The sequence below is a fragment of the Dokdonella koreensis DS-123 genome (assembly GCF_001632775.1).
GTDB classification, from domain to species: Bacteria; Pseudomonadota; Gammaproteobacteria; order Xanthomonadales; family Rhodanobacteraceae; genus Dokdonella; species Dokdonella koreensis.
Genome location: NZ_CP015249.1, coordinates 16,005 through 28,079 on the forward strand (window position 1 = coordinate 16,005; position 12,075 = coordinate 28,079).

8 protein-coding genes are annotated in these 12,075 nt (G+C 73.0%); 5 read left to right on the top strand and 3 right to left on the bottom strand.

Annotated features, from left to right (window positions below):
• Positions 1-113: 113 nt before the first annotated feature.
• Genes I596_RS00045 through I596_RS00055 form a run of 3 tightly spaced genes read left to right on the top strand, consistent with a single transcriptional unit; the run spans position 114 to position 6,767 of the window.
• Positions 114-2,357, top strand: coding sequence for a TonB-dependent receptor (locus I596_RS00045; protein ID WP_067642461.1), 2,244 nt, complete (start codon positions 114-116; stop codon positions 2,355-2,357).
• A gap of 32 nt (positions 2,358-2,389) precedes the next feature.
• Entirely contained in the window at positions 2,390-3,427 is a 1,038-nt protein-coding gene (locus I596_RS00050; RefSeq protein WP_223303877.1) for an extracellular catalytic domain type 2 short-chain-length polyhydroxyalkanoate depolymerase, read from the top strand.
• 55 nt (positions 3,428-3,482) lie between these two features.
• Positions 3,483-6,767, top strand: a complete 3,285-nt coding sequence (locus tag I596_RS00055) for a hybrid sensor histidine kinase/response regulator (RefSeq protein ID WP_067642462.1) — start codon at positions 3,483-3,485, stop codon at positions 6,765-6,767.
• A 38-nt stretch (positions 6,768-6,805) separates the two neighbouring features.
• Here the strand turns inward: I596_RS00055 and I596_RS00060 are convergent, their stop codons facing one another.
• Entirely contained in the window at positions 6,806-7,480 is a 675-nt protein-coding gene (locus tag I596_RS00060; RefSeq protein ID WP_067642463.1) for a response regulator transcription factor, read from the bottom strand.
• 98 nt (positions 7,481-7,578) lie between these two features.
• On the opposite strand from I596_RS00060, the gene I596_RS00065 reads away from it, so the two are divergent.
• A complete protein-coding gene (locus I596_RS00065) occupies positions 7,579-9,405 on the top strand; it encodes a 3-hydroxybutyrate oligomer hydrolase family protein (RefSeq protein ID WP_083965242.1) in 1,827 nt (608 codons plus the stop codon).
• A 399-nt stretch (positions 9,406-9,804) separates the two neighbouring features.
• Positions 9,805-10,173, top strand: coding sequence for a hypothetical protein (locus I596_RS00070; RefSeq protein ID WP_150131933.1), 369 nt, complete (start codon positions 9,805-9,807; stop codon positions 10,171-10,173).
• 76 nt (positions 10,174-10,249) lie between these two features.
• Here the strand turns inward: I596_RS00070 and I596_RS18640 are convergent, their stop codons facing one another.
• Both I596_RS18640 and I596_RS18645 read right to left on the bottom strand, forming a co-directional pair.
• On the bottom strand, positions 10,250-10,978 hold the full coding sequence (locus I596_RS18640) for an ATP-binding cassette domain-containing protein (protein WP_067642468.1): 729 nt from the start codon (positions 10,976-10,978) through the stop codon (positions 10,250-10,252).
• Positions 10,975-11,964: a hypothetical protein gene (locus I596_RS18645; protein ID WP_067642470.1), complete on the bottom strand. Its 990-nt coding sequence runs from the start codon at positions 11,962-11,964 to the stop codon at positions 10,975-10,977. The genes I596_RS18640 and I596_RS18645 overlap by 4 nt, the downstream gene beginning before the upstream one ends.
• Positions 11,965-12,075 lie beyond the last annotated feature (111 nt).

Below are 12,075 nucleotides of genomic sequence, written 5' to 3' on the forward strand. Positions count from 1 at the left end.
GCCCCGCGGCCCGGTGCGTTGCAGACTTCGCTGCGATCCGGCCCGCGTGCCGCGCCGCGGTGCGTGCGCGCCGCGGCCGAAACGACGACAACGCCACGAAGCGAGGGGACTCCATGAAGCGCAATCATCTGAGCCTGGCCGTCGGCCTGGTCCTGGGCCTGGCCGCCGCCGTGCCGCCGGCGGCGGCGCAGACCGCCGAACCCGCCGCGCCGGCGCAGGACGGCGAGATCGAACGCCTCGACGGCATCACCGTGACGGCGCGCCGCCGCGAGGAGAGCATCCAGAAGGTGCCGGTGGCGGTCAGTGCGTTCGGCGAGCAGGACCTGCAGCAGATGCAGGCGCAGAACATCGACAGCCTGCAAGGCTCGGTGCCGAACATGAACATCGTCCAGGGGCGCGGCTCGTCCTCGTCGGTCAACGTGTTCATCCGCGGCATCGGCCAGCCCGACGCGCTGCAGACCTTCGACCCGGGCGTGGGCATCTACGTCGACGACGTCTACTACTCGCGCATCCAGGGTGCGCTGTTCGGCCTCTACGACGTCGACCACATCGAAGTGCTGCGCGGCCCGCAGGGCACGCTGTACGGCAAGAACTCGACCGGCGGCGCGATCAAGATCGTCACGCGCGAACCGGGCGAGACCACCGAGGGCAACGTCGAGCTGACCGTCGGCGACCACGGCCTGTTCGAGGCCAAGGCCTATGCGGCGATGCCGCTCACCGAGCACTGGGGCTTGAGCGCCGCGCTGATGAGCACCGGCAACGACGGCTTCGTGAAGGATCCCGACACCGGCAAGCGCTACAACCAGAACGACACCGAGGCGGTGCGCATCAAGCTGGTCGGGCGCCCGACCGATACCTTCAAGGCGGCCTTCACGCTCGACTACACGCACCAGGACAACCCGCTGACGCTGGGCAATCCGCAGGCGCCGCTGATCCAGACCGACCTGGCGCTCGGGCCGCGCGTGCTGCGCGAGCCGGTGGGTGGCGAGTACGACTTCCGTACGCGCACCTCGTTCGGGCCGGACCAGGGCCAGAAGCTCAACCACAAGGGCCTGGCGGCCAACCTCGGCTGGGACCTCTCCGACAGTTGGTCGCTCAAGAGCATCACCGCGTACCGGCAGCTGGTGTCCAAGTCCTACATCGACATCGACGCGTCGGAGTTCTCGCTCGGCGACGTCTACGTCGGCATCGACCAGAACCAGTTCAGCCAGGAGCTGCAGGCGCAGTTCGACAACGGCGGCCCGGTGCAGGCCACCTACGGCGTCTACTTCCTGCGCGAGCACGTGCCTTCGACGCAGTACGCCTGGGCCGACGACCTCTACAGCGTGGCGACCGCGCCGGTGACGTTCCTGCGCACCATCGGCGACGACCTCACCACCAAGAGCTACGCCGCCTACGGCCAGGTCAACTGGGAATTCGCCCCGTCCTGGACGCTCGGCGCGGGCCTGCGCTACACGCGCGAGCGCAAGGAGTACGACCGCACCACCTCCACCTTCTGGGGTCCGCTGCTGGCCAGCCTCGACGGCACCGTCGCCTTCGACGCCAGCAAGAGCTGGGACGCCTGGACGCCGTCACTGAGCCTGACCAAGGCGTTCTCGGACCGGCTGATGGGCTACGTCTCGGCCAACCGCGGCTTCAAGTCTGGCGGCTTCAACGGCCGCGCCAACGCCGCCGCCGAGGCGGCGCGGCCGGAGTTCGATCCGGAGTTCGTCTGGACCTATGAGCTGGGCCTCAAGTCCAGTTCGGCGGACGGGCGCCTGATCGGCAACGTCAGCGTGTTCCACAGTGAGTACAAGAACTTCCAGGCGCGCGTCAGCGGCGAGGAAGTGGGCAGCTTCCCGGTGCTCAACGCCGCCAAGCTGAAGATGGACGGTGTCGAGTTCGAGGGCATCGCGCTGATCGGCGAGGGCACGCGCCTGTCCGCGCAGATCGGCTGGATGGATGCACGCTACGCCTCGTTCGACGACCCGCGCGTGGCCAGCGCCCCGATCTACGCGAACCTGCACGACCATGTGCCGTTCTCGCCGGAATGGACCGGACGCATCGCTGCCAGCCACACCTTCAACCTCGCCACCGCGGGCAGCCTGACGGTCGGCGGCGACTACGCCTACCGCTCCAAGACCTGGCTCAGCGTGGACAATCGCGACGTGCTGGCGCAGAACGGCTTCGGCCTGGCCGGGCTCTACGGGATCTGGGATTCGCCGAGCCTGAAGTGGCAGGTCCGCGGCGGCGTGCGCAACCTCACCGACAAGGTCTACAAGACCGATGCGCAGGAGTTCTCGAGCGTCGGCAACATCCAGACCGCGTACTATGGCGTGCCGCGCAACTACTACCTGACCGCCCGCTATAGCTTCTGATCGCGGCCGCGCTCATGAGGAAGGACCAGTCGATGACGATGCCCTTGCCCTGCCGCGCCGCCCTGCCGGCGGCCGGTGCGTTGCTGGCGGGCCTGCTGCTGGCCGCCTGCACGAAGGCGCCGGCGGCCGCCCTGCCCAAGTTCGCGGTCGATGCCGATCGCGTGATGGTGGCCGGTCTCTCCTCGGGGGCCTACATGGCCACCCAGGCGCACCTGGCCTTGTCCGATCGCATCCACGGCGCCGCGCTGGTGGCCGGCGGTCCCTACGGCTGTGCCGGCGGCAAGCTCGAAGCCGCGCTGTCCACCTGCATGAAGGGCGAGCCGGCGATCGACGTCGCCGCGCTGGCCGCGCGTGCGGCCGAGCGCGCGGCCAAGGGCGAGATCGCGCCGCTTTCCAATCTCGCCGGCGACCCGGTCTACGTGCTGCACGGCCGCCGCGACGCCACGGTGGCCGAGCCGGTCGCCCGCGCCGGGGCGGCGTTCTACGAGCGGCTGCGCGCCGATCACGCGGACCTGGCCACGCTCAAGGTCGCCTGGGACGGTGGCCGTGATTTCCCGCATCTGCTGCCGACCGCGCAAGGCACCGGCGGCTGCGAATCGGCCGCGCCCTACATCGGCAACTGCGGCTTCGATGCGGCCGGCGCGATCTTCAACGCGCTCTACGGCGCGGCGCCGCGTCCGGCGCCCGCCACGGCCGCCGGCTCGCTGCAGGCGTTCGACCAGCGCGTGTTCGCACCCGCCGGCAAGGCGACCCAGCTGGCCGATCAGGGCCGGCTCTACGTGCCCAAGGCCTGCGCGGACGGCGCGCGTTGCGGCGTGCTCGTCGCGCTGCACGGCTGCCAGCAGAACGTCGAGGCGGTCGGCGAGGCCTTCGTGCGCGATGCCGGCTTCAACCGCTGGGCCGACGCCTACGACGTGATCGTGCTGTACCCTCAGACGCACGCCAGTCTGGCGCCGCTGAATCCGAAAGCATGCTGGGACTGGTGGGGCTATACGGGTGCCGACTACGACACGCGCGACGGGGCGCAGGTGGCGTGGCTGGCGAACCTGATCGACGGGCTGAGGCGCTAGCGATCGCCTCGCCGGTGCGCGCCGCGGCACCGCCGGTGCGGTCCGGAACGGCCCGATGCTGAGCGCCCTGGTCGTCGCGGCCAGCCTGGTCTGGCTCGGGTTGCTGTTCGGCGCGGCGGTCTGGGGCGAGCGCCATCCGGAGGGCTTCGCGCGGCGCTGGTCGTACGTCTATGCGCTTTCGCTGGCGGCCTACTGTACGTCCTGGACGTTCTACGGCACCGTCACCCAGGCGGCGCGCTCGGGCTGGTGGCTGCCGCCGACCTTCGTCGGCACGATCCTGCTGTACGTGTTCGGCTTCGGCGCGCTGCAGCGCCTGGTGCGCCTGGTGCAGGAAACGCACAGCACCTCGATCGCCGACCTGGTCGCCGCGCGCCTCGGCAAGGACTCCCGGCTGGCCGCCGCGATCACCCTGGTCGCGATCCTCGGCATCGTGCCGTACATCGCGCTGCAGCTGAAGGCGGTCGCGATGAGCTTCGGCCTGCTGACGCGCGCCAGCCCGCTGGAGGCACCGCCCTGGCAGGACAGCGCGCTCTACGTGGCGCTGGTGCTGGCCCTGTTCGCGATGCTGTTCGGCACCCGCAGCGTCAGCACGGCCGAGCACAACCGCGGCCTGGTGCTGGCGATCGCGCTGGAGTCGCTGCTCAAGCTCGGCGCGATGCTGGCGATCGGCGCCTGGGTGCTGCTCGGCTACGGCTGGCCGGCACCGCCGCCCGCGGCCACGACGACGGCGAGCGGTTTTCCGGGCCTGGTCGTGCTCGGCATCCTGGCCCTGTTCACGCTGCCGCACCTGTACCACGTCGGCGTCGCCGAATGCCGCGACGTGCGCCACCTGGCCACCGCCCGCTGGCTGTTCCCGCTGTACATGGGCCTGATCGCGCTGCCGCTGCTGCCGCTGGCGCGCGCCGGCGAGTCACGCCTGGGCGGGCTGGGCGTGCCCTCGGACCTCTACGTGCTGGCGCTGCCGCTGGCCGACGGCAACGGCGCGCTGGCACTGCTCGCGTTCCTGGGCGGTCTCAGCGCCGCGACCGGCATGGTGATCGTCGCGACGCTGGCGCTCAGCCTGATGATCGGCAACCACTGGCTGACGCCGCTGCTGGTGCGTGGTGCGTGGCGGCAGAACCGCGGCGACCTGCGCGCCAGCGTGCTGCGCCAGCGCCGCCTGGCGATCCTGATCGTGGTGCTGCTGGCCTGGATCTACAGCCGCGCGACCAGCGGCAGCGAGGCGCTGGCCGACATCGGCGCGCTGTCGTTCTCCGGCCTGGGCACGCTGGCGCCGGCGGTGCTGTTCGCGGTGCTGCGCCCGCAGACGCCGCCGCGCGCGATGTTGTGGGGGCTGGCGGCCGGCGTAGTGGTGTGGGCCTGGTGCCTGCTGGTGCCGACACTGGCCACGCCGGACTGGCTCGACGCCGGCCCGTTCGGCATCGGCTGGCTGGCGCCGGACCACCTGTTCGGCCTGTCCGGCTGGAGCCGGCTGACGCGCGCGGTCATGCTGAGCCTGCTGGTGGAGACGACGGTCACCCTGCTGCTGGCCGCGCGTGCCACCGGGCCGCAGCCGGTCGAGGCGGGCGAGCTGGACGTGGCGACCCTGCGCGGCCTGGGCTGGCGCTTCCTGGCGCCCGAGCGCGTGGACCTGCTGATCGGCGAGCCGCGCAGCGGCCTGGCCGATCCCGGCCAGGTCGAGCGGGTCGAGCGCGAGCTGGCCACGGTCTTCGGTGCCGCGTCGGCGCGCCTGCTGCTCGACGCCGCGCGCCGCGCGCGCGGCCGCGACCTGGACACCGTCGCGACGATCGTCGGCGAGGCCTCGCAGGCGCTGCGCTTCAACCAGCGCCTGCTGGAGGCGGCGCTGGAGAACATGACGCAGGGCATCAGCGTCGTCGACCGCGAGCTCAACCTGGTCGCCTGGAACGCCCGCTACGCGCAGCTGTTCGGTTTTCCCGCCGACCTGCTGCGGGTCGGCCGGCCGATCGCCACGCTGGCCGCGCATGCGCTGCGATCGGAAGGGCATGACGAGGCGCGGATCGCGCGGATGGTGGTGCGGCGGCTCGATCACATGCGCGCCGGTACGCCGCTGCTGTCCGAACGGCGCTTTCCGGACGGCAGCCTGATCGAGATCCGCGGCAACCCGATGCCCGGCGGCGGCTTCGTCGCCACCTTCACCGACGTCACCGCGTTCCGGCAGGCCGAGGCCGACCTCAAGCAGGTGGCCGAGCACCTCGAGCAGCGCGTGGCCGATCGTACCGCCGAGCTGGCGCGGGCCAGCGCGGCGGCCGAGCAGGCCAACCAGGCCAAGACGCGCCTGCTGGCGGCAGTCAGCCACGACTTGGCGCAGCCGCTCAATGCGGCGCACCTGTTCGTGCATGCGCTGGTGCAGCGCCTGGCGCATCCGGAGTACCGCGAGGCGCTCGGTCACATCGACGGCGCGCTGGGCTCGGCCGAGGAACTGCTGGCTGGCCTGCTGGACGTCTCGCGGCTGGACGCCGGCGGCCTGGTGCCGGCCCGGCAATCCTTCCGCGTCGACACGCTGCTGCGCGGCCTGGCGGCGGAGTTCGGTGTCCTGGCGCAACAGAAAGGCCTGCGCCTGGCCTATGTCGCCTCGTCGGCCTGGCTCGACACCGATCCGCAGCTGCTGCGGCGCGTGCTGCAGAACTTCCTCGCCAATGCGGTGCGCTACACACCGTACGGCCGCATCGTGATCGGCGGCCGCCGGCGCGGCGACCGGCTGCGCATCGAGATCTGGGACAGCGGGCCGGGCATCGCCGCCGCCGATCGCACGGTGATCTTCGAGGAGTTCCGCCGCCTGGGCCGCGACGGCCAGGGCCTGGGCCTGGGCCTGTCGATCGCCGAGCGCATCGCGCGCCTGCTCGGCCTGCCCTTGAGCCTGCGCTCCTGGCCGGGACGCGGCAGCGTGTTCGCCATCGACGTGCCGTTCGGGCAGCCCCAGCCGCAAGCACCCGCCGCCGCGCCGCCACCCCCGGCGCAGGCGCTGCGCGGCCGCGTGCTGGTGGTCGACAACGACGCCGCCGTGCGGGCGGCGATGACCGAGCTGCTGGCCGGCTGGCAGTTCCAGGTGCTGGCGGCGGCCGACGCGGACGAGGCCGCGCGGTTGTGCGCGAGCGGGTGGCCGGACCTGCTGGTGGTCGATTTCCACCTCGATGCGGGCTCGACCGGGCTGCAACTGCGCGAGGCCCTGCCCGCCCCCGTGCGTGCGCGGCCGTGCATCGTGGTCACGGCCGACCACGGCGAGGCGGTGCGCGCCGCGGTCGCCGCGACCGGCTGCCACCTGCTCTACAAGCCGCTCAAGCCGCTGGCGCTGAAGTCGCTGATGGCGCGCCTGCTGTGAGGCCGCCGTACGCGGCCGCTGCCGCGCGGCGGTGGCTGTCAGGCACCGGCGGCCGGATCGTCGTGCTCGCGCGCGGTCAGCTGCAGCGTGCTCAGCAGCACGCCGGCCTGCGTGCGGTTGCGCACGCCCAGCTTCTCGAAGATCGCGGTGACGTGCGCCTTCACGGTGCGTTCCTGGATCGCCAGCGCAGCGGCGATCTGCTTGTTGAGCCGCCCCTGCGCGACCAGGGCCAGCACACGGAACTGCTGCGGACTCAAGGTATTGAGCCGGGTCGCCAGTGTGCCGTCGCCGGCATCGGTGCCGGTCGCGGCGACGTCCGCGCGCCGCTCGGGCGGAATCCAGGTCTGGCAGGCGAGGATCGCGCGCAGGGCTGTCTGCAGGTCCTCCAGACCGGCGCGCTTGGCGATGAAGCCGGCCGCGCCGTAGGCGAGCGCACGGCGGATCGTGTCCGGCTCGTCGTGGGCCGAGACCATCGCGACGGCGACGGCCGGGAACTCGGCGCGCAGCGACGCCAGGCCCATCAGGCCGTGGTTGCCGGGCATGTGCAGGTCGAGCAGGGCCAGGTCGGTGTCCGGATGCTCGGCCAGCTGCGCGCGCGCGGCATCCAGGTCGTCGGCCTCGGTGATCCGCACGCCGGTGTCGATGCCGGCCACCGCCTGCCGCAGCGCCAGCCGGAACAGCGGATGGTCGTCGGCGATCAGCACCTTGAGCATCGAGCCACCCTGGTGACGGAGACGGTTCCGCAGCATACCGCGCAGGGCTGCGACTTTCGTACGATGGCGCGGGCGGCACCGGCACGTATCGTAGACCGATGCCGCCACGTTCTTGTCTGTTGCTTGTGTCGCTCCTGCTGCTCGGCGCCTGCGCCGCGCCGGCGCGGCGCGAACGTCCGCCTTCGCCGATGACCGACTTCCTTGCCAGCCCGATCCGCGAGACGCGCCATGCCGGCGGCGACGACCTGCTGACCGCGGGCCTGGGCCTGGCCGGGTTGCGCGGCGCGCCGGTCGCGTTCGCCGACCCGGAGCGGCCCACGCCGGAGGAGCTGCGGCGGCGTGCGATCCAGGTCAGCTGGAAGGGCATCGCCGACCTCGGGCCGCTCGGCGGCTACGGCACGCTGTACGGCAGCACGGCGACGGTGACCGGTCGCGAGTTCTCGGCATTCGCGCGCCTGCCCGGTGCGCATTCGCCGCACCGCGTGCTGGTGCAGGTGCCGGACGCGTTCGATGCGTCGGCACGCTGCCTGGTCGTGACCGCCTCGTCCGGTTCGCGCGGCATCTACGGCGCGATCGCATTGGCCGGCGCGGCCGGCCTGCCGCGCGGCTGCGCCGTGGCCTACACCGACAAGGGCACCGGCAGCGGCTACTTCGACCCGGCCACGCGCAGCGGCGTGCAGCTGGACGGCACGCGCGCCGCGGCCGGCACGGCGCTGCTGGAGTTCGAACCGGCGGCCGACGTTCCCAGCGACGCGGGGATCGCGGTCAAGCATGCCCATTCGGGCGACAACCCCGAGGCCGACTGGGGCCGGCACCTGCTGCAGGCGGCGCGCTTCGGCCTGGCGATGCTCGACCGCGCGCATCCGGACCAGGCGCCGTTCACGCCGGCCAATACGCGCATCGTCGCGATCGGCCTGTCCAACGGCGGCGGCGCGGTGCTGCGTGCGGCCGGGATCGACGACGGCCTGCTCGACGCGGCGATCGCGCTGGCGCCCAACATCGCCACGCCGGGCCGGGGCCGCGCGCTCTACGACTACGCGACCGAGGCGGCGCTGTGGCTGCCGTGCGCCCTGCTCGATCCGCGCTTCGACCCGGTGCCGATGGCGCGCGAGGCCGATGGCAGCGCGCCGGCCGCCGGCCGTGCCCGTTGTGCGTCGCTGCAGGCGCACGGCCTGCCCGGCAGTGCCGCGCCGGCCGCCACGGCGCTGGCGCAGCTGCGGGCCGCCGGCTGGTCCGACGCGGCGCTGGCGACCGCCGCGAGTACCACGCGCCTGGACCTGTGGCGCGCGGTAGCCGCGACCTATGCCTCGGGCTACCTGCGGGCGCCGGCCGGCCCGATGCCGTGCGGCTTCGGCTTCAGCGGCCACGATGCGCAGGGGCGGCCGGGCGTCGTCTCCGAGGCGGTGCGCGCGGCATGGTGGGCGGACGCCAGCGGCATTCCGCCCGGTGCCGGCGTGCTGCTGACCGCGCCCGCCGCGACCGGTGAGGATCCGGCCTGGCCCGGCCTGGCCTGCCTGCGCGGCCTGTGGACCGGCACCGATGCCCCGGCGACGCGCCTGCGCGCGGCGGTCGAGGCGACCCGCGCCGCGCTGCCGCGTCGCGACCTGCCGGTCGTGGTCATCCACGGCGAAGCGGACGGGCTGGTGCCGATGGCGTTCAGTGCCGAGCCGTACGTGGAATGGCTGCGCGCCCACGATCGCACGCCCACCTGGTGGCCGATCGCCCACGGCCAGCATTTCGATGCGTTCCTCGCCCTGCCCGGCTTCGGCGATCGCTACGTGCCGTTGCTGGCCTATGGCTATGCCGCATTCGACACGGTACTGGACGCGCTGCGCAGCGGCGGGCCACTGCGCTTGCCACCGGCCCCGCAACCACGCGCACGCGGCAACGGTGCGCTGGAAGCGGCACATCTGGGCCTGCGCTGAACGCACGCACGCGATCCGCCGCTGCGTGCGAGGGGCCGCGCTTCACCCGCACGGCCGGGATCGGCAAGGACGACGGTTCGAGCGACGGCTGGGCGTGACCATCGCTTGGCGAACCGGTCGATGGCGTCCTGCCATCGAGCCCGCGCCGGTGCGCGCGCAGCGTCATGTCCTTGACGGCGGCTGGCGCGCGCAGCCGATGTCCGGCACGCCCTGTGCCGATCGACTGCAAGAAACGTGGGAAACGTCCAGTGCCGGCCCGCCCGCCGTCGGAGTAGGGTGTGCTGGCCTCTCCGGTGCGGCCTCACACAGCACCGTTGGGTACCGTCCCGGAGCGGCGGGTTGTTGTTCTCAGAGCTGCATTGACCGCGTCGAGAGATTCGACGCCATCAGGAGAAGGTCATGACGAGAGCAGGTATGGCATTGCTGGTATTCGCCGGTTCACTGGTGTCGGGGCTGCTTCCCTCGCAAGCCCACGCGTTCTCGATATCCCTCAGCTGTTCGACCGGCCTGTGCGTCGTGTCCCTGGACACGACCGGCGTCAGCACGCCGGTCAGCATCGACTGGGACATCGCGGGCAGCGCCAACATCATCATTCCCCGCTACTGCGGCAACAAGAGGCTGTGCTCGTTCTATTGCCCCGACGGCAACGACGATCCGACGCATCCGGTCGCCTTCCCGGTGACGGTGACCGTCGTCGTGGCCGACGCAGGCAACCAGATCGTGGGGACGGCCTCCGCGCACGCGCTGTGCGCGGGACAGGTCGGGTGAGCGTCGTCGGATGAGGTGCCGGTCCCGGTAGCGACCGGGACCGGCTTCAACGGCCCCGCATCGGCGTGGATGCCGTTCACGGCAGCGGGCGCGTCGCCTCCGCCAGCGCCGCCTCCAGACCGAGACCGCCCAGGGCGTCGAGGCGATCGCGGTCCCAGTCGGCGGCGATGCGGCCTTCGTGCAGCAGCAGCGCGCGGTCGACCCAGTGCTCGACCACGTCCAGTGCATGCGTGGCCAGCACGATCGCGCAGCCGTCGGCGGTGCGCGCCCGCAGGTGCCGCTTGAGCACAAGGCCGCTGGTGGGATCGAGCCCGTTGAGCGACTCGTCCAGCAGCAGCAGGGCCGGCGCGCCGGCCAGCGCCAGCAGCACGCCGAGCTTCTGCCGCATGCCGTAGGAATACATTGCCACCGGCTCGTGCAGGCGCGGTGCCAGCGCCAGGTCCGCCGCCAGCGCCAGCACGTCGTCGCCGATCGCCGCGCGGCCGTGCGCGGCGGCATGGACGGCCAGGCATTCGTGCCCGGTTAGCACCGCCGGCAGGCGCTCGGCACCGACGGCATGGCCCAGGCGCCGCCGGGCGTCCGGCCCACGGTCGGACAGGACCACGCCGTCGATCAGGATCGTTCCGGCGGCCTGGCGACGTCCGCCGATGCAATCGAGCAGCGTGCTCTTGCCGCTGCCATTGGCGCCGAGCAGGGCCACCCATTCGCCACGCGGCACGCGCAGGTCGATGCCATCGAGCACCTGCAACGGAAACGCCTCCGGATAGCCGGCCGACAGTCCGCGCACCTCCAGCGCCGCGTTCATCGGCCGGCCTGCAACGGGCGATGGCGGACGAAGGCGGACGCGACGGCGATGGCCGCGACGACGGCCGGCAGCACGGTGCCTGCCAGCGCCGCGCGCGGCGGCAGGCCGCGCAGGAACAGCGCGAACAGCACCAGCAGGCCGCCGAGCTGCACCAGCGCGCTGCGGCTGCACAGCGCGACGACGAAGCGCCGGCCGGCCAGCGGCGTGCCGCGCAGCCAGCCGCCGCTCGCCGCGATCGCGGCCAGCAGGCCACGCAGGCATTCGACGAGGGCGACCAGCGCGACCAGCACCAGCAGCGCCGGCAGCACGATGTCGAGCGGCGTGCTCATCGGCAGCGGCATCGCCAGGATCAGCGGACCGAGCACGCGCGCGTGGACGGCCGGATCGGCCTGGGCGCGGGCGATCCGCAGCGGCCAGGCGGCCAGCACGCGCCAGCCGCTGGCGCCGGCCGGCCGGGCCGCGGTCCGCGGTTGCCGCCGTCGCGGCGCCGCCGGCCGCCGGTCGAACCCGGCGCCGATCAGGCTGCCCGCCAGCCAACCGGCGGCGACCAGCACGGCAAGCCGGAGCGGGAACGCGCCCGGGCTGCCGGCCAGGGCCAGCCAGCCGAGGGCGGCCAGCGCGCCGGCCAGCGGGCCCGCCTGGGCCAGCGCCAGGCGCACGGTGGTCGCGACCGCCCGCTGTCCGGGCGTGACCGGCAGTGCGGCGAGCCAGCTCCGGGCCTGCGCGGCCCGCCAGCGCCGGCGCAGCCGCCGGGTACGGATCGCGGCCAGTGCACCGGCCAGCACCAGCACCCCTGCCGGTGCCGCCGCCAGCCAGACGGCCAGGCGATCGGCCGGCGGCCAGGGCGCAAGCATCCAGGCGCCGGCGCAGGCCGCCAGCAGCGCACCGAGCGCGGCCAGCGCCCAGCGTGGCCGGCGCGCGGCCGCCGCCAGGCGCCGGCGCAGCGCCAGCCCATCGGCGAGCAGCAGGGGATTGGTACGAGGCATGGCGCCTTCGGACAACGATTCGACGGCAGGATTCCCGACGCCTGCCGCGACGGCGGCAGGCCATGCACAAGTACGAATTCTGCCGTGCACGTTCCCCGGCCGAATCACGGC